This is a genomic window from Acinetobacter sp. BSP-28 (assembly GCF_044130285.1).
In the GTDB taxonomy this organism is placed as follows: Bacteria; Pseudomonadota; Gammaproteobacteria; order Pseudomonadales; family Moraxellaceae; genus Acinetobacter.
In genome coordinates this window covers 60,547-77,816 of the sequence record NZ_JBIQOB010000002.1, presented here as the reverse complement: position 1 = coordinate 77,816, position 17,270 = coordinate 60,547, and the positions used below count along the sequence as shown (strand labels likewise).

The following is a 17,270-nucleotide window of genomic DNA, read 5'->3' as shown; positions in this document are numbered from 1 at the left end:
TAGTGGATTTTTCTGATTCTAGCGATTATTTTTTATCCTCGCTGGAGCCAGGATTATTTTGACTTTTGTCACTATTGATATCGACATCAGACTCTTTCTCACCAGTGGATCCAAAAGGATTATTTACTGGCGGGTGTGCAGGATCAACGCGGATAGAATCCGGAACACTCTGATCTGGATCAGATTTTTGTGCCTCTTGTGGTGCCGTGGTTAATGAGGCAGGAGTTGGATTGGATAAATCAGGAGTCAAAGCATTTTCATGTTCAGTAAATTCACGCGCAGCCTGGGCGGAGACTGAATTTGAATCCTGCTCTGAACTGATTCGGTCAGAACTTTCCTGATGTGGATTAGGCTGCTTTGCCTCTTTTTTGCATTTATCAATCAAGTCAGTCAATACACGTTGTGCCGGATCACGGCCACCTAAACCAAAGGCCAATGCGAAAGCAACTGCTACAGCACCCAAGGTTAGACCGAAGGCCAGATTGACGATGGAGTCAGCAATACCCATTGCACGCAAGCCCATGGCAATGACCAAGCCCATAATCAATATACGAACCAGATTGGCAAGCCAGCGTGAACTGACATATTCACCTCGGCCAATCACTTTGGCGACCAGATTGGCAAGCCAGAAGCCAATCATCAGGATCACTGCACCAAGCAAGATATTGGCACCAAATTGGATAAACATCGAAATCAGTGCACTGATCTGCTCAAAGCCAAGCCGGTTTGCTGCTTCAGATACCGCAAACAGCATGGTAAAGAACACAATCAGGTAACCAATAATCGAAGATACTTTGGTACTGCCTAAAAAGCGTTGCGCATCCATTTTGGCCGGAATTTCATCCACGCCCGTTCCAGAGACAATGTCCACGACCAGTTTAGCCACAAAGCGCGACACCACATAAGCCAGAATAAGAATCAGGGCAGCTGCGATAATATGCGGAATCGCATTCATGATTTCATACAGCATAGCCGTGGCAGGTTGTGAAATTGCTTCAATGCCTAAAGCTTCAAAAGCAATAATCAGTGCGGTAATAATAATGATCGCAAAGACAAATGAGCCCAGTACCTGGGGCAGATTGGAATTTTTAAACATTCCAATTTTTTGTGCATGCTGTTGCAGATTAAAACTGCCCACCAGACCTTCGACAATGCCGCGTACAATTTTTGCCAGGATATAACCGACAAAGACAATCACAGCAGCAATAAAGATATTTGGCAAGAATGAAACAACTTCATTCACCATATTTTGTACTGGAACAAGCAATCCGGTTAAGCCCAAAATGGACAGTACAATTGGCAAGAATAATAACAAAATCAGCCAGTAAACAATGTCGCTAATGTTCTGACTGATCGGACTGACACCCACGTCAGCACTTAGCTTTTCATCCAACTGAGTTCGATCCAGCAGTTTTTGCAGGCCCATTTTGACCAGATTCGCCACAATCCAGCCAATAAAACCAACCGCAATAGCCGCTAGAAGTTGAGGAATGAATAACAGGAATTGCTGAATCATATTGCTAAATGGCCCGCTCACACTGGTGAGATTAAGCACATTCAATGCGCCTATAACGGCAATGATCATCACAATCCAGAAAACGATACGCGAAACAATACTTTCAATATTTGAGCGATGTCCTGTCGCAGTGGAAAGTCTTTGATTTGTTCCAAGCTTTTGTAAAACTTTTTTAATTCCTGCAGCAATAATGAGTGCAACAATCCAACCTATGATTAAAATAGCGATGGCAGCGAGAATAGGATGAAACTGATTCCAATAATACATTGCATCAAATTCACCCCCTCTAGGGCCTCCAGAAAAATACTCATTCATATTGTCATGTCCTCTTGTTATTACTTATTGAATTTCTATAACAGATGAATACTGGGTTATGTAGGGTTAACCAAACCTAAAAGTATGAAGTTAATAACACATTAGAATTCGATTATTTTTTATTCAATACGAACCATCATAAATACAACAAAAGCGCACATTAGATTGCAAAAAAGCTCTAATCCCTTCAGATTAGAGCTTTAAAATAACGCCTAAATTATTACTGATTTTTGTTGCTCGTACCTGTACCGACATTATCGGCAGCCTCACCTATTGCACTGTTTTCACCGGGTTCTGTTACCGTATCGGCATCTGTAGCGATTGCTTCATCCGTTGCTGTTGCAGTACCGGTAGTTGCGCTATTATTTGGTGTTGCAGGTTGAACAGTAGGATCAGGATGTCCTGGAGGGGCATCTTGTGACTCCGGTTTGTTATATGCAAACATGTAAACCAGTACCGCAATGAAGAACACACCCACAAGAACTAAAATATAAACTGGCAAACGTTTTTTCTGAGATCTTTCTTCTTCACTAGTAACATGAGGCGGTTTATTAAAATCATGTGTCATGCTTTTTCCCCTCTTTTATCTCGTTCCGTATTTTTATCTTAACAATACTGAGAGCGAGGTTATGTATAAAAGCATAGTGACATGGTGAATACATGTAATTTTTTATTTAAAACAAGGTATAGGAAAAATTTGTTATTGAAAGATTTTTTTAACTGAATACATCCCTTGCACTTTTTTTGCTCATCCTATTCACCTTGTTAAATTCAGATCATTCATCTTCAAAATCCTAGCCTCATCACATTAAAAAAGCCGTTCCAGATGGCTGGTTCCCTGAGATTCAACCGTCATTTCATGTTCATCTTTCAGTTGCACACCTGACAGCTGCAACTGTCGTGACTTTCTCATCAGTGCCGTTAAACGCTGAATGGCAATCTGGCTGGATAGTCCGGCTGGACGGACATTCGAAATACAGTTACGCATGGCATCGTGACAGCCTGTATAAGCATTCCAGGTGTAATAAATCCCCATACTGTCAGGTGAACTTAAACCCGGACGCTCACCAATCAGCATGACCAGCATTTTGGCTTTCAGAATCTGCGCTGCTTCATCGCCCAAAGCTACACGGCTACCTGTCGCAATCAGTAGCGGTGCGAGTGACCAGCCTTCATTGATACAGGCTTGCTGTAATTGTGCAATAAATGCGGGGGCATTATCTTCAATGGCACGGGCCGATAAGCCATCACCGGCCACAATCAGCACATCATAACCATGTGGATGTTGTTGTTGATATTGCTGTAACAATGCTCTGGAGTGTTCCGACAGTTGTCGGCCCAAATCCGGGCGCTTTAAATAGCAGTCCTTGTCTTCCGCACAACTGTGTATATGTAAAACTTCACTGTCTAGCTGTGCCAGTTTTTCGGTGAGTAACTGAACATCCAGCATTTTTAAAACCGCATCTTTGGCCTGTGCATGAGCCAATTGAAATTCCAGCGAAGGTTTGGTGGGTTGACTACCACCTACGCGTCCCAAGGCAATTCGGGCATCGGTAAGCTGTTTCAGTTGCTCCCAGGCATTGGTTTTCAGTTCAGCTTTGAATTGAATATCGTATGGTATTTTCATGATTCCATCCTTCAGCTCAAGACATGATTAAGCGGGAAAACTTTTCAGGCAGTTGACTGGGCCATTGCAGCTGTGATGCCTGCTGTTTCAAAATACCTTGCTGTTCCAGCCAGGCCGCAAATTCGGGAGCTGGTTGCAAGCCCAATAGCTGACGGATATATAAGGCATCATGGAAAGAAGTAGTTTGATAATTCAGCATCACATCATCAGAACCGGGAATGCCCATGATGAAATTGATGCCGGCGTTGGCCAGTAAGGTGAGCAGCACATCCATATCATCCTGATCGGCATCGGCATGGTTGGTATAACAGATGTCACAGCCCATCGGCACACCCAATAATTTGCCACAAAAATGGTCTTCAAGCCCTGCGCGGATAATCTGCTTGCCGTTATACAGATATTCGGGGCCGATAAAACCGACCACCGTATTAACCAAAAAAGGCTGATATTTTCGAGCCACTGCATAGGCACGGGCTTCCAGCGTTTGCTGATCGACCCCATGATGGGCATTACTGGATAAAGTACTGCCCTGTCCGGTTTCAAAATACATGACATTCTGACCCACTGTACCTCTTTTCAGGCTGAGAGCAGCTTCATAGCCCTCCTGCAACAGAGCCAGATCAATCCCAAATGCGCTGTTGGCAGCCTCTGAACCGGCAATCGACTGGAACATTAAATCAACTGGAATATTTTTATTCACCAGTTCTATACCTGAACTGACATGGGTCAGGACACAGGACTGAGTTGGTATCTCATATTCATGAATAATATGATCCAGCAGTTTCAGTAACTCTGAAAGATTTTGCAGATTGTCCGTGGCCGGATTGATGCCTATTACGGCGTCGCCATTGCCATACATCAAACCATCCAGAATACTGGCAGAAATTCCGAGTAAATCATCCGTTGGATGGTTCGGTTGCAATCGGGTCGAAAGCCGCCCTTCCAAGCCAATGGTGTTCCGAAATTGAGTGACAATTCTGCATTTTTTTGCCACCAGAATTAAATCCTGATTGCGCATAATTTTGCTGACCGCAGCCACCATTTCAGGTGTCAGACCAGCTTGTAAAGCCTGTAATTTTTCGATGCTGGCATCGTCACTGAGTAGCCAGTTACGAAAGTCTCCTACGGTAAAATGGGCAATGGGATAAAAAGCCTGAGCATCATGTTCATCAATGATTAAACGGGTCACTTCATCTAGTTCGTAATTAATCAGTGTTTCATTCAAAAACTGCTTGAGCGGTACATCTGCCAGACACATCTGTGCTGCAACCCGCTCTGTTGCATCGTGTGCCGCAATACCTGCCAGTTGATCACCCGATCGTTCTGGTGTTGCCTTGGCCATCAGTGTTTTCAAATCTGCAAAGACATAATGATGATTGGCCACATTGATTTGATACAACATGATGCATGGCTCCTTGATTTATAATAATTATTTCAGTTCCTGTTCGGCTGCTTCAATATTGGCAAACTCTTCTTCAGGGGTTCCTGCCACCAGTTGATTTCGGCTATACACCAGGAAATACACGATAAAAACCACATAAATGGCGGCTGCCATTAACCAGACTTTCGGATCCACTAGAAAGCCGGCGACCACTGCAATGGCCGCAAGAACCAGCGCAATCGATGCAGTAATGATTCCGCCCGGAGCCTGATAAGGACGTGGCATTTCCGGTTTTGAAATTTTCAGTTTGATATAAGCCATCATCATTAGCACATAAGAAATGGTTGCACCAAAAACAGCCATTAAAATGAGCAGATCACCCTCTCCAGTTAAAGACAGTATAAAACCAATAATACCCGGGATAATGATCGCCAAATGAGGAGCATGGTTGTTATTTGTTAAGGAAAGCTTTTTCGGTAAATAGCCTGCACGTGATAAGGCAAAGACCTGGCGTGAATAAGCATAGATAATTGAGAAGAAACTGGCCACCAGACCGGCCAAACCGACAAAATTGACAAACCCCGCCAGCCAGGTATTTTCACCATAGACAGCTTTTAAAGCATCGACCAAAGGTGCACCTGAATTTTTTAAACTGTCTGCACCGGCTGCACCTGCACCCAAAATCAGGATACTTAAAGCAAAAACAGCCAGAATGATCATCGAGCCTATCAAGCCCCGTGGCAAAGACTTATGTGGTTCCTTGGCTTCTTCCGCAGCTAAAGGCACACCTTCTACAGCCAGGAAGAACCAGATGGCGTAAGGGACAGCGGCCCAAATGCCTAAATATCCCAAAGGCAGAAATGCACTGGCACCCGCAGCTTCTGTATTTACCGCAATATTAAACAGGTTTGCACTGTTGAAATGGGGAGCGATAGAGAAAATAAAGACCAATAAGGCGACAGCAGCTACAGCGGTAATCATAAAGATGATTTTTAAGGCTTCGCCTGCACCTTTGAGATGCATGCCCATAAACACCAGATAACAGACCAGATAAATGATCCAGCCGCCCATGCCAAATAAAGATTCGCAATAGGCACCAATAAACACTGCAATCGCAGCAGGAGCAATGGCATACTCAATCAGAATCGCGGTTCCGGTCAAGTAACCGCCCAAGGGACCAAAAGCAATCCGGGCAAAACTATAACCGCCACCCGCTGTGGGTAACATGGTCGACATTTCTGACATGGCCAAACACATGCACAGGTACATGAATGACACAATGATGGTGGCAATAAACATGCCGCCCCAGCCCCCCTGTGCCAGCCCGAAATTCCAACCGGCAAAATCACCAGATATCACATAAGCCACACCCAGACCAACCAAAAGCAGCCAACCGACTGCACCTTTTTTTAACTGACGTTGAGCAAAATAATCTTCTGTCGCATTTCCCACTATCGGGGCGTTTTCTATTGCTGTTTTAATTTCGGACATACGCACCTCTTATTCTATTTTTGCAATAGCAAGATTTATGCATAAGCCATACCAATTTTGAAAATTTGGTAAAAAATCGGATTAAGTGACTGTGCAGCAAAACACATACAGCATATTTTTATATTTAATCCTAAATAAAGATGAGTCTGGCTAAAGGTGCTGAAAGCCTCAAAATAAGCTATAATTACGCACCTCGTTTTTCGTGCTGCTTAACTTTATGGCGTATCGTCAGCAATCTGTAACACTTGATTTGGATACTGATGTCACTCATCAATGTTGCCTGCATTACACACGTGATGAACATCTCATTGGTATTATTGAATTTAATAAACCAAGTTACATACTTAAATGGGGTGACCTGGAATATTTCCGTCGTCGTACCGAAGAGTTTTCTGTGATGCCTTTTCCGGAATGCATCAATGCCATGGTGATCGACATTCGTAATATCGCACCGTTTTTAGACAATGAGGTGCCGATTATTCCTTGGCGCTTACTGGAAGAAGAATGTCCGATCCGTCTGGTGGTTCCACAAGACCGTCTGGAATATTATGCCGGAATGTTTGAACCGACCTGGCTGACCAGCGATGTAGAAACAGCTATTCAGGAAATTCGTGAATTCATTGATATGTTTGTGCATTAATTAAAAGATTGAAATCAAAAATCCTCCTGTATGGAGGATTTTTTGTACCTTGTATTCCCTCTCCTTTTAGGAGAGGGTCAGGGAGAGGTAAATATAATTATTTAAATTAAATACCCCTCACCCTAGCCCTCTCCCTAAAGGAGAGGGAACTTAAAGAATTTTACCAATAATTTTCTACCGCAATATTACCTTCACCACGACGGTTCATCTTCAAACCACGCGCTTTTAATGCTTCTTTAGTATCTTCCACCATTTGCGGGTTACCACAAAGCATCACATGACTAGTTTCAACATTCAATTGCAAGCCTACCGCTTTTTCCAGTTCACCATTTTCAATCAATACCGGTAAACGGTCATGTAATGCTGCATTGGGGTCTCGGGTGATAATCGGGACAAATTTAAAGCCAGTATGCCCTTCACCAAAGGTTTCAGCAATTTCCTGAATACGCTCTACATAAGCCAATTCTGCTTCAGTACGCACACTATAGACCAGATTGATCTTTTTATATTTCGACCAAGTCTCGAAGTCTTGTAGCATGGATAAAAATGGCGCTAGTCCTGTACCCGTGCCCAATAACCATAAATCCTGCGGTAACGGTAGTTGATAACGCGCCAAGGTTAAAAAACCATAAGGGATTTTTTCCAGGTACAGTTCATCACCAACTTGTAAATGTTGCAGATTAGATGTGAATGCCCCCTCTGGCACCACAATTGAAAAGAATTCCAGGGTTTCATCAAAGGGTGATGACACCACGGAATAAGCCCGAACCACCAGTTCATCGCCTACTTTTAGGCCAATACGTGCAAACTGTCCTGCGGTAAATTTAAAATGCGCAGGTCGTGTCATGGTAAAACTGAATAAGTTATTGGTCCAACGGTGTACAGATAAAACTTTTTCTAAGCTAAATTTTTCAATTGACATGATTTCAACGTGGCATGAAAGACTGTGCTCATGGTAGCATGACCACATAATTTATTAATATTTTTTAAATGTTAAGGCTCTATTCATGCGCATGACCTTACGCCAGTTGGCTGTTTTTGTAGCAGTCGCACAAGAAGGCACAGTAACCAAAGCCAGCGATGCCGTTAAGCTCACGCAAAGTGCTGCAAGTATGGCTTTAGCAGATTTGGAAGATGGCTTGGGTGCTCCCCTGTTTGACCGCCTTGGTAAACGTCTACAACTCAATGATTTAGGCCGATTTCTACTCCCGCAAGCCTTGGAGATTTTAGGTCGCTGCGAAGCTTTTGAACAGGCAGCCAAAGGTGAATTACAAAGTATTGACCTGCGCTTGGGGGCAACCTTAACCATTAGTGATTACCTGATGCCGGACCTGATGGCGGATTTCCTGCAAATTCAGCCTCAAGCGCATTTGCAGTTGCAAGTGGGTAATACCCGCCAGATGATTGAAGCAGTGAACCAGTTCCAGCTGGATTTAGCCTTAATTGAAGGTTCTTGTCATCTTCCACAGTTGCAGTGTATACACTGGCGTGATGATGAACTCGCTGTGTGCTGTTCACCAGAGCATCCACTTGCGCAACTTGAGCGCCCATTAACCCCTGCTGACTTTGAAGCGGTAGGTGTAGAGTGGATTTTACGTGAAGAAGGTTCTGGTACCCGTGAAGTTTTTGATAATGCCATTTTAAAAGACCTGCCAGATGCCAATATCCGTTTAACCCTGGGTCATAATGAAGCGATTCTGAAGATTGTAGCTGGCGGTTTAGGCATGTCCTGTATTTCTAAACTCGCGATTGAACCTTTACGTGAAAAAGGTCAGCTGGTTATTTTAGAGACGCCTTTCTGGCAACTGACTCGTCCTTTATTCATGTTAGTACATCGTCAAAAATATCAGGGGCCAGGTTTAAAAGCCTTTATGAAATTCTGTGAAAAATAAAAATCGATTTAAAAAAGCGCCTAAATGGCGCTTTTTTATTACCAACGTGAATCATTTTCACAGGGTATGCCGTCACCATCACCATCCATTTTATGATTGGGACAATTTTGCACATACCAAACGGCTTCTGCTCTTGAACTCATTTGACTGCAATGTTGCCGTTCATCACATTTAAATTGTGTTGTTGCTAATCTCACCCCATTTTGCTGATCAATACTGGCACTAATTTTTTCCGAGCGCGGTTTATTGGTATTGTAAGTTTCACCCGCTAGATTGCGCTGCCCCTGCTCCGACAGAACTTCTTCTGGTAAATCACCCAGGGCTTCTCGCTGCTCTGACACAATACGTTGTTGTTCCATGATTAGCTGTTGCGCTTTCAGCTGCTCAGCAGTGCGATAATCCTGATATTTGCTATAACCTGTCACAACAAGCACTGCCAGAATGATCACTGCAATGCCTGACAAGATTTGACTTTTATGTCCAGCTTTCTTGTAACGTGGTGAAGCCGTCTTCTTTTTTGCACCTGCTGGAGGGGCAGCGATGCTATCCGCTGAAGCAGACTGTATGTCCAGTCGCACAATACGATCTGCTTTGAACTTACCGTCATCCTCCACAATGATAAATTTTAAGTTCTCCCCTACTTTAGGTTCGATACTGCTGTTGGGAACATCTTTAATGTGAAAGAAAATATCTTTCACTTCGCCTTCCTCTACTGCAATAAATCCAAAACCACGCTCTGCGTTATAGGTTTTGACTTTCCCCTGAATCAACATAAAACACTCTTTTTCATTTATATTTTTTCTTATTATAATAAAAAAGAGGCTAAAAAGCCTCTTTTCCGATCATCTGCAAAAGTAATTCTAAACATCATCATGCTGTAATAAAAACCAGAGTAATCAGCCTCTAAAATTTGACAACAAGGCAGATGTAATCGACTTATTATGCGTAGATACTTTTGATTTTTTCGCTTTTGCTGAATGATCTTCAACACGTTCTATACGAACGGCCTTGTACTTGTCACCATTCTTAACAGCTACAAATTTTACCCGTTCATTACGTTTCGGTTCGCCTTCTGCCGCAGGGAAATCTGAAATATGAAAGAAAATATCCCCTTCAGCCGAACCAATAAAACCAAAGCCTTTTTCAGGGTCATACTTTTTGATTTTACCCTGATGTAATTCATCTTTCATGCTGCTGCCCTATGCTCAAAAATGCCATGTCTACAGTATATAAAAAAAGAGGCCTGAAGCCTCTTTTAATTTGTCTTCAAGGATCAGTCTTTTTGCACTGAACCAAAGATCTTATCACCCGCATCACCAAGACCCGGAACGATATAACCATTTTCATTGAGACCGTCATCAATAGATGCCGTGAAAATGGTCACGTCTGGGTGTTTTTCTTCTACTTTTTTAATGCCTTCAGGGGCTGCAACCAAAACCATGACACGGATATCTTTACAGCCGCTCGCCTTCAATACATCAATGGCTGCAACCAATGAAGAACCGGTTGCCAGCATCGGGTCGATAATCATCGCCAAACGGTTTTGTACATCGGGTACCAATTTTTTATAGTAAGTACGTGCTTGCAAAGTTTCTTCATCACGCTCAAGACCCAGTACAGATACTTTTGCGCTTGGAATCAGGTTCAGGAAACCATCTAACATGCCAATACCGGCACGTAGAATTGGCACAACGGTAATTTTTTTACCCGCAATGCGATCTACAGTAACTTTGCCATTCCAGCCATCAATTTCATGCTCACACATTGGTAAGTCTTTGGTGGCTTCATAAGTCAGAAGCATGGTCACTTCTTGCGCTAGTTCGCGGAAATTTTTTGTACTAATGTCTGCACGACGTAGCAAACCAAGTTTATGTCGAATGAGCGGATGACGGATTTCATGAATAGCCACGGGAGAGCACCTAAAAGATGAGATAAAATTTCAGCTATTATAAATGTTTTTTATATCTCTTATAAACCAAAAAGCCCCCTATGAAAGGAGGCTTTTTCGAAAAAACTTATAGTTTTTTTAGATTACTGTTGAGATAGCATGAAATGCAATGGAGATAAAATCTCTGCTTGAAGCGCCAATTTGATGATTGGATCAGGATAAACACCAATCACCAATACAGCCAATGCAGCAGCAAGCACCATAATACCACCCACTTTTTGACCCCAATGTTTGTCGGCATCAATACGTGGTGTATCTGGCGGAGTCATGTACATCACCACCATCACACGCAGGTAATAGTATAGACCGATACCTGAACCAACCACGATCATTGCAGCAAGGAACCAGTGCTGAGTTGTTACCGCAGCCATCACTACCAGGAACTTACCAATGAAGCCCGCAGTCAATGGAATACCCGCAAGAGATAACATCATCACAGTCAAGGTTGCAGTCAATACTGGACGGCGCCAGAACAAACCACGGTAGTCTGCCAAGCTTTGTGCTTCATCTGCATTGTTATACGGACTAGACATCAACGCGACAGCACCGAATGCACCGATCGTCGTCAACACATAAGTGATCACATAAACAGATACGTTACCCAGGCTTGCATAAGTCATGCTGATTAAACCAATCAGCAAATAACCAAAGTGTGCAATTGAAGAGTAACCCAGGATACGTTTCAAGTTGACTTGACGTACTGCAAGGAAGTTACCTACCAAGATAGAAAGCACCGCAATAATCGTGATGATGGTTACGATTGAATCTATCAGGATTGCACCTGAAGCCAGTAAATAACGTACAAACAAACCAATGGTTGCCACTTTAGCCACAGTAGCAAGGAATGTTGCGATTGGTGCTGGCGCACCTGCATAAACGTCTGGTGTCCATTTGTGGAATGGTGCAAGAGACAATTTGAATGCAACAGCAAAGATAATTAAGCCTAGGCCTAAAATCACCATTGGCTGTTTGATGGCTTGCATCAACGCCTGAACATTGTCATAGAAAGACAATGAACCAGTATAAGCATAAATATATGCCATACCCATCAACAACATTGCAGAAGCAGTTGCTGAAAGAACCAGGTATTTAATACCCGCTTCTAAAGATTGTGAACGCTGGTGCGTATAAGCCAAAAGACCGTATACAGGAATCGACATCAACTCAAGGCTAATGAAGAAAGATGCATAGTGCGAGCTTGCAACCATCAGCATTGCACCCGCTACCGAGCACAGCATCAAGATATACAGCTCTTCACGGTTATCTTGATAGCTTTCAATATAAGCATGTGACAAGGTACAGCAAGCCAGTGCAGCAATCAGGATGACCAATTGGTAAAGCAAGGTAAATGGGTCAAGCATAAACATGCCCATCACGTTCGACGGTGCAAAAGCACCACCGAACATTGCAATCAGGACATATGCTGCAGCAAGGTTCAAACCAACTACAGAGGCAGTTGCAATTAAATTATGGTTACGTTTAATTGCAATAAGAAGCATCACTACGATCGCAGTTAAAGCCACGATCATCACAGGAGCTAATGGCATAAGCTCAGAAAATGACATTGTGAAGTTCATGGCTTATTGGATCTCCACATTTTGTTGAGATACGACCTGTTGAGTCGCATCTACAACTTCTTGAACTGGGATATAGCTGTTTGCTAACCACGCCATGCTTGAATTTGAAATATCAAGGAAGTTTTGTGGGTAGATACCGAGCCATAGTAGACCAAAAGCACACACTAACAAAATAACAATCTCACGCGCATTCAAGTCTTTCAATGGGCTTGTATAATTTTGTTTTTGCTCTTCATTTGGCGTACCAAACAATGCTTTGTGAATCAGGATCAAGCCATAAAGACCTGCCAATACCAAGCTGGTCGCTGCCACAATGGTGAAGGTTGGGAATTTGTTGAACGAACCCATCAAAATCAGGAATTCACCAATAAAGTTACCTAAACCTGGAATACCGACAAGTGCAGCAACAAAGAACATCAGGAAGAAAGCAAGGTACGGGAATTGACCGCGCATCCCCCCCATTAAACGCAAGTCGCGCGTATGAACACGCTCGTACACTTGACCACACATAATGAACAAGGCAGCAGATGACAAACCATGTGCCAGCATCATGATCATTAGGCCTTGGAAAGTCAGGATATTACCTGCGTAAAGTGCAAGTAATACAAAGCCCATGTGTGAAATTGAAGTATACGCCAACAAACGTTTCATATCAGTTTGCTGGAAAGCACACCAGGCACCGTAGAACACGCCGATTAAACCGAAAATGATCGCGATATCTGCAAACTGTGCAGAAGCCGCCGGGAAGAATGGCATAACAAAACGAAGTAGTCCGTATGCAGCAGTCTTAATCAGGATACCTGCCAAGTCGACAGAACCAGCTGTCGGTGCTTGAGCATGGGCATCTGGTAACCAGCCGTGCAATGGGAACACTGGAAGTTTTACAGCGAAACCAATGAACATACAGATCATCAAGGCATAAGCCACTGATGGCAACTGTGCATCAAGCGTATTCGCTACACCTAACAAGTAATTGTAATCGAAGCCGATCATGCCAGTCATCATGTAACCGTAAACCACAAGGCCTAGGATACCGATGAGCATGATCAAACCTGCTACCTGAGTATAGATGAAGAACTTGGTCGCAGCATAAACACGTGACTTACCATCTGCTCCCTTATGACCCCATAAGGCAATCAGGAAGTAGATTGGTACCAGCATCATCTCCCAGAAGAAGAAGAACAGGAACAAGTCAATCGCAAGGAATACACCGATCACACCACCCAAAGACCATAAAAGGTTTAAGTGGAAGAAACCAACGTTCTTTTGAATCTCACCCCATGAACAGCCCACTGCAAGTACACCCAGTAATGCAGTCAAGCCGACCATAAGCAGTGAAAGACCATCCACCGCAAGGTGAATGTTAATGCCGAGGGTTGAAATCCAAGGCAGCATGAATTCGGCAGACCAAGTTGGAACTTTTGCGCCGAGTTCATAGTGATAAGTACCGGAATTCCAAAGCGCAACAGTTAAGCCCAAAGTAATGAGCATACCGAATAACGCAATGTAACGCGGTAGTTTGTCGTCGAGCTTGTCGACGATCCAGCAAATAAAACCTGCAATGAACGGTACGAGGATCAGCGCGGGTAAAATCCAGTTGTTTGTGATTTCCATCTTATTTCCCCACTACCTGAATCACGATCAGGATCATCAGCAATACCACTACACCGAGTGACATACTTGATGCGTATTCACGCAATGAACCTGTTTGACGTGAGCTGGTGAAGCTATGACCACCTTTAACAATGGCAGGAAGCACTAACCACAAACCATCAATTGGATCACGACCTAAAATTTTCGCGATAAGCAAATATGGTTTTACAAATACGATGTTATACAACGCATCAAAACCAAGTGCATTACGGCAGATATTGGCAAGACCAGCACCAAGTGAAGTACGGGCAAAACCTTTCACTGCATTATAAGCAAAGGCAAATAATACGATACCTACCACAAGACCAGCCAATGCAATACCCACAGCTGTATATTCAGCACCATGTACACCTGCTTCAAGCGCTTCAGGAATAACAAAAGCTGGAATATTGGCTTTGGTTAATGCAGCTTCTACTGGTGCTTTCAAGAAGTAAGCCAAGCCAGTTGAAAGTACCGCCAAGATACCCAATGGCGCCCAATAAGTTGCACCTTTGATTTCGTGATAAGGCGTGTTTTCTTTACCAAAAAATACAACCCAGATTAAACGGAATGTATAGATTGAGGTTAAGAATGCACCCGCAACACCTGTCCAGTATAAGCAGTTATATACAGGAAGATTTGCAATGTGGCTTTGTGCCCAAACTGCACCAAGGATGGCATCTTTAGAGAAGAAGCCGATGGTCAAGAATGGAATGGCAGCCAACGCACCGCCACCAATCGCAAAGCAGGCAAACAGGAATTTGTTATGTTTGAACAAACCACCCATTTTGAAAATGTTTTGTTCGTGGTGGTAAGCTAGAATCACTGCACCAGAAGACAAGAATAATAATGCCTTGAAGAATGCGTGTGAAAGCATGTGGAACAGACCCGCCTGGTATGCTTCAGCACCTACTGCCATAAACATATAACCAAGCTGACTCATGGTTGAGTAAGCCAAGATACGTTTGATGTCGGTTTGAACCAAGGCAGCAAAACCAGCAACAATCAGTGTTACTGCACCAGTGATCGAGATGAACATCATCACTTCTGGTGTCATTTCAAACACGGAGAACATACGGCAGCACAGGTAAATACCTGCAGTTACCATTGTTGCAGCATGGATCAACGCAGAAACAGGTGTAGGACCTGCCATTGCGTCTGCCAACCATGTTTGTAATGGAATTTGCGCAGATTTACCGGCAGCACCCAAGAACAACATTAACGATGTCCAGATCGCAAGTGAATGGTCACCCGCTAATACTTGAGGTGCATTGGCAACGATTGTACCAATATGCAAAGTACCGAATTGTTGGAAAATCAGGAACAATGCAATCAGCAAGAATACGTCACCGATACGAGTTACGGTAAATGCCTTGATTGCTGCAAAACCATTTTCCGGGTTTTGATAGTAATAACCAATCAGCAAGTAAGAGCAAAGACCTACGCCTTCCCAACCTAAGAACAATAACGCCAGATTATCGCCCAATACCAGTAACAGCATGCTTGCTACGAACAGGTTGAAGTAAGAGAAGAAACGTGCGAAGTCTTCTTCACCGCGCATGTACCATGATGCAAAGATGTGGATCAGGAAGCCCACACCTGTGATCATGCCAGTCATAAGTAATGACAGACCGTCCAGGTGCAAGCTCATGCCTGGTGCAAAACCACCGACATTGAACCAGGTCCAAAGATGTTGAACCTGAGCTACTGAACCATTGTCTACAAAGCCCATGCCAGCAATCAGTGCAAATAAAGCAGATAAACCGACTGAACCCACACCAATAATGGCTGCCACATTTTCAGGAAGCTTATTGCGCCCCGCCGCCAAGAGGACAAAACCAATGAGCGGAAATAAAATTGTTAAATATAAATAACTCATCCGCGCATCTCACTAGCAGCATCCACATCCAAATGATGGAAGCGATGGTAGAACTGAAGGACGATCGCAAGACCAATACAAGCCTCTGCAGCTGCAAGGGTCAAGATCAGGATGAACATGATTTGTCCATCTGGCTGTAACCATGCACTACCTGCAAGAACGAACGCAAGCGCCGCTGCGTTCATCATGATTTCAAGGCTCATCAACATAAATAGTAGGTTGCGTCGCACCATTACACCGTAAAAACCCAGTGCAAAAAGAATGGTTGCAACGATTAAACCGTGTTCTAAAGGAATGTTGCCCATTATTCTTTTTCCTCTTTTGCACTTGGTTCACGTTTACCTAAGTGGAATGCTGCAACGAGGGCTGCAAGCAATAACATTGCGGCAACTTCTACCAATAGTAAGTAGTGAGTAAAGAGCGCTGTACCTACAGCTTTAGGTCCCACAACTTTAGTGCCCATCACCGGACCTGCTGTTGTGTAATCCGAACCAAGCATCCAGACAAGCACCAAACCCATCAGGAAACTCATCAATGCTGGATATGCCCATGCAGATGAAGTCAGCCATTTACGTTCCTGTTCAACCGTATGTTGACCAAGATTTAGCATCATCACCACAAACACGAACAACACCATGATCGCGCCAGCATAAACAATAATTTCTAGTGCGCCAGCGAATGGCGCACCAACGATCATGAACATTCCTGCCACAGCAAGGAGGGACACGATCAGGCTTAATAAAGCATGCACAGGATTCGCGTTAGTCACCACACGAACCGTAGAAACAATGGCCACGAGTGCCATCAAATAAAATGGCCACATCATGGTAATAAGCTCCGTACGTCAACTGGTGCACTTTCACGTTGTGCCTGACCTTTATCTTTACCTGCCACTGCCATACCGGTTACACGGTAGAAGTTATAGTCAGGATATTTACCAGGACCTGAAATGAGCAGGTTCTCTTTTTCGTAGACCAAGTCTTGACGAACGTATTCACTTAACTCGAAATCTGGTGTCATTTGAATCGCTGTCGTTGGACAAGCTTCTTCACACATACCGCAGAAAATACAACGCGAGAAGTTGATACGGAAAAACTCCGGATACCAGCGACCATCTTCTTTTTCTGCTTTCTGTAAAGAAATACAGCCAACCGGACAGGCAACCGCACACAGGTTACATGCCACGCAGCGCTCTTCACCATCTGGGTCACGTGTCAATACAATACGACCACGGAAACGCGGCGGAACAATTTGTTCAGCTGGCACTTCTGGATAAAGAATAGTGTCACGTTTACGTGTCACGTGGCTGAATACCATCCACAATGAACGTACGATTGACCCGAATCCAGCTAGAATTTTATACATTTTGTAC

Annotated in this window: 17 protein-coding genes; 2 read left to right on the top strand and 15 right to left on the bottom strand. The window is 43.6% G+C overall.

The window, feature by feature from the left end; all coding sequences use genetic code 11:
• Positions 1-25 precede the first annotated feature (25 nt).
• The 5 genes from ACE01R_RS01725 to eat form a co-directional block, all read right to left on the bottom strand.
• The gene (locus tag ACE01R_RS01725) at positions 26-1,831 is read right to left on the bottom strand and encodes a mechanosensitive ion channel (protein WP_395544550.1); all 1,806 of its coding nucleotides are present in this window, start codon (positions 1,829-1,831) and stop codon (positions 26-28) included.
• Positions 1,832-2,051: 220 nt separating this feature from the next.
• Positions 2,052-2,399, bottom strand: coding sequence for a hypothetical protein (locus ACE01R_RS01720; protein ID WP_395544547.1), 348 nt, complete (start codon positions 2,397-2,399; stop codon positions 2,052-2,054).
• A 240-nt stretch (positions 2,400-2,639) separates the two neighbouring features.
• Positions 2,640-3,458 (bottom strand): ethanolamine ammonia-lyase subunit EutC, encoded by an 819-nt coding sequence (gene eutC / locus ACE01R_RS01715; protein WP_395544546.1) that lies wholly within the window; start codon positions 3,456-3,458, stop codon positions 2,640-2,642.
• Between the two features lie 16 nt (positions 3,459-3,474).
• Positions 3,475-4,860, bottom strand: a complete 1,386-nt coding sequence (locus ACE01R_RS01710; protein WP_395544545.1) for an ethanolamine ammonia-lyase subunit EutB — start codon at positions 4,858-4,860, stop codon at positions 3,475-3,477.
• 27 nt (positions 4,861-4,887) lie between these two features.
• Complete coding sequence (eat, locus tag ACE01R_RS01705; RefSeq protein WP_395544543.1) at positions 4,888-6,330, bottom strand: ethanolamine permease; 1,443 nt, start codon at positions 6,328-6,330, stop codon at positions 4,888-4,890.
• 217 nt (positions 6,331-6,547) lie between these two features.
• On the opposite strand from eat, the gene ACE01R_RS01700 reads away from it, so the two are divergent.
• Positions 6,548-6,970: a hypothetical protein gene (locus ACE01R_RS01700; protein WP_395544541.1), complete on the top strand. Its 423-nt coding sequence runs from the start codon at positions 6,548-6,550 to the stop codon at positions 6,968-6,970.
• A 160-nt stretch (positions 6,971-7,130) separates the two neighbouring features.
• On the opposite strand, the gene ACE01R_RS01695 is transcribed toward ACE01R_RS01700, so the two are convergent.
• A complete protein-coding gene (locus tag ACE01R_RS01695; protein WP_395544540.1) occupies positions 7,131-7,892 on the bottom strand; it encodes a ferredoxin--NADP reductase in 762 nt (253 codons plus the stop codon).
• A gap of 85 nt (positions 7,893-7,977) precedes the next feature.
• Here ACE01R_RS01695 and gigC point away from each other — a divergent pair, with 85 nt between their 5' ends.
• Positions 7,978-8,862 (top strand): LysR family transcriptional regulator GigC, encoded by an 885-nt coding sequence (gene gigC / locus ACE01R_RS01690; protein ID WP_395544527.1) that lies wholly within the window; start codon positions 7,978-7,980, stop codon positions 8,860-8,862.
• Between the two features lie 38 nt (positions 8,863-8,900).
• Here gigC and ACE01R_RS01685 read toward each other — a convergent pair whose 3' ends face one another.
• The 9 genes from ACE01R_RS01685 to nuoI all read right to left on the bottom strand — a co-directional run bounded on the left by ACE01R_RS01685 (position 8,901) and on the right by nuoI (position 17,263).
• The gene (locus ACE01R_RS01685; protein WP_395544514.1) at positions 8,901-9,635 is read right to left on the bottom strand and encodes a cold shock domain-containing protein; all 735 of its coding nucleotides are present in this window, start codon (positions 9,633-9,635) and stop codon (positions 8,901-8,903) included.
• Between the two features lie 123 nt (positions 9,636-9,758).
• A complete protein-coding gene (locus tag ACE01R_RS01680) occupies positions 9,759-10,052 on the bottom strand; it encodes a cold-shock protein (RefSeq protein ID WP_395544510.1) in 294 nt (97 codons plus the stop codon).
• 83 nt (positions 10,053-10,135) lie between these two features.
• Positions 10,136-10,771, bottom strand: a complete 636-nt coding sequence (upp, locus tag ACE01R_RS01675) for a uracil phosphoribosyltransferase (RefSeq protein WP_092818846.1) — start codon at positions 10,769-10,771, stop codon at positions 10,136-10,138.
• Between the two features lie 122 nt (positions 10,772-10,893).
• The gene (nuoN, locus tag ACE01R_RS01670; RefSeq protein ID WP_395544509.1) at positions 10,894-12,387 is read right to left on the bottom strand and encodes an NADH-quinone oxidoreductase subunit NuoN; all 1,494 of its coding nucleotides are present in this window, start codon (positions 12,385-12,387) and stop codon (positions 10,894-10,896) included.
• A gap of 3 nt (positions 12,388-12,390) precedes the next feature.
• A complete protein-coding gene (nuoM, locus tag ACE01R_RS01665) occupies positions 12,391-13,995 on the bottom strand; it encodes an NADH-quinone oxidoreductase subunit M (protein ID WP_395545206.1) in 1,605 nt (534 codons plus the stop codon).
• Positions 13,996-14,002: 7 nt separating this feature from the next.
• Positions 14,003-15,898, bottom strand: a complete 1,896-nt coding sequence (nuoL, locus tag ACE01R_RS01660) for an NADH-quinone oxidoreductase subunit L (RefSeq protein ID WP_395544505.1) — start codon at positions 15,896-15,898, stop codon at positions 14,003-14,005.
• A complete protein-coding gene (nuoK, locus tag ACE01R_RS01655; protein WP_004651041.1) occupies positions 15,895-16,203 on the bottom strand; it encodes an NADH-quinone oxidoreductase subunit NuoK in 309 nt (102 codons plus the stop codon). Before nuoK ends, nuoL begins: the two co-directional genes overlap by 4 nt.
• Positions 16,203-16,721, bottom strand: a complete 519-nt coding sequence (gene nuoJ / locus ACE01R_RS01650) for an NADH-quinone oxidoreductase subunit J (protein ID WP_171521992.1) — start codon at positions 16,719-16,721, stop codon at positions 16,203-16,205. The genes nuoK and nuoJ overlap by 1 nt, the downstream gene beginning before the upstream one ends.
• Positions 16,721-17,263: an NADH-quinone oxidoreductase subunit NuoI gene (gene nuoI / locus ACE01R_RS01645; protein WP_086196032.1), complete on the bottom strand. Its 543-nt coding sequence runs from the start codon at positions 17,261-17,263 to the stop codon at positions 16,721-16,723. Before nuoI ends, nuoJ begins: the two co-directional genes overlap by 1 nt.
• Positions 17,264-17,270: the final 7 nt, after the last annotated feature.

Excerpts from the sequence above, each read along its gene's own strand:
- ACE01R_RS01725 (WP_395544550.1), bottom strand. The coding sequence starts at position 1,831 with ATGAATGAGTATTTTTCTGGAGGCCCTAGAGGGGGTGAATTTGATGCA.
- ACE01R_RS01720 (WP_395544547.1), bottom strand. The coding sequence starts at position 2,399 with ATGACACATGATTTTAATAAACCGCCTCATGTTACTAGTGAAGAAGAA.
- eutC (WP_395544546.1), bottom strand. The coding sequence starts at position 3,458 with ATGAAAATACCATACGATATTCAATTCAAAGCTGAACTGAAAACCAAT.
- ACE01R_RS01710 (WP_395544545.1), bottom strand. The coding sequence starts at position 4,860 with ATGTTGTATCAAATCAATGTGGCCAATCATCATTATGTCTTTGCAGAT.
- eat (WP_395544543.1), bottom strand. The coding sequence starts at position 6,330 with ATGTCCGAAATTAAAACAGCAATAGAAAACGCCCCGATAGTGGGAAAT.
- ACE01R_RS01700 (WP_395544541.1), top strand. The coding sequence starts at position 6,548 with ATGGCGTATCGTCAGCAATCTGTAACACTTGATTTGGATACTGATGTC.
- ACE01R_RS01695 (WP_395544540.1), bottom strand. The coding sequence starts at position 7,892 with ATGTCAATTGAAAAATTTAGCTTAGAAAAAGTTTTATCTGTACACCGT.
- gigC (WP_395544527.1), top strand. The coding sequence starts at position 7,978 with ATGCGCATGACCTTACGCCAGTTGGCTGTTTTTGTAGCAGTCGCACAA.
- ACE01R_RS01685 (WP_395544514.1), bottom strand. The coding sequence starts at position 9,635 with ATGTTGATTCAGGGGAAAGTCAAAACCTATAACGCAGAGCGTGGTTTT.
- ACE01R_RS01680 (WP_395544510.1), bottom strand. The coding sequence starts at position 10,052 with ATGAAAGATGAATTACATCAGGGTAAAATCAAAAAGTATGACCCTGAA.
- nuoN (WP_395544509.1), bottom strand. The coding sequence starts at position 12,387 with ATGAACTTCACAATGTCATTTTCTGAGCTTATGCCATTAGCTCCTGTG.
- nuoL (WP_395544505.1), bottom strand. The coding sequence starts at position 15,898 with ATGAGTTATTTATATTTAACAATTTTATTTCCGCTCATTGGTTTTGTC.
- nuoK (WP_004651041.1), bottom strand. The coding sequence starts at position 16,203 with ATGGGCAACATTCCTTTAGAACACGGTTTAATCGTTGCAACCATTCTT.
- nuoJ (WP_171521992.1), bottom strand. The coding sequence starts at position 16,721 with ATGTGGCCATTTTATTTGATGGCACTCGTGGCCATTGTTTCTACGGTT.
- nuoI (WP_086196032.1), bottom strand. The coding sequence starts at position 17,263 with ATGTATAAAATTCTAGCTGGATTCGGGTCAATCGTACGTTCATTGTGG.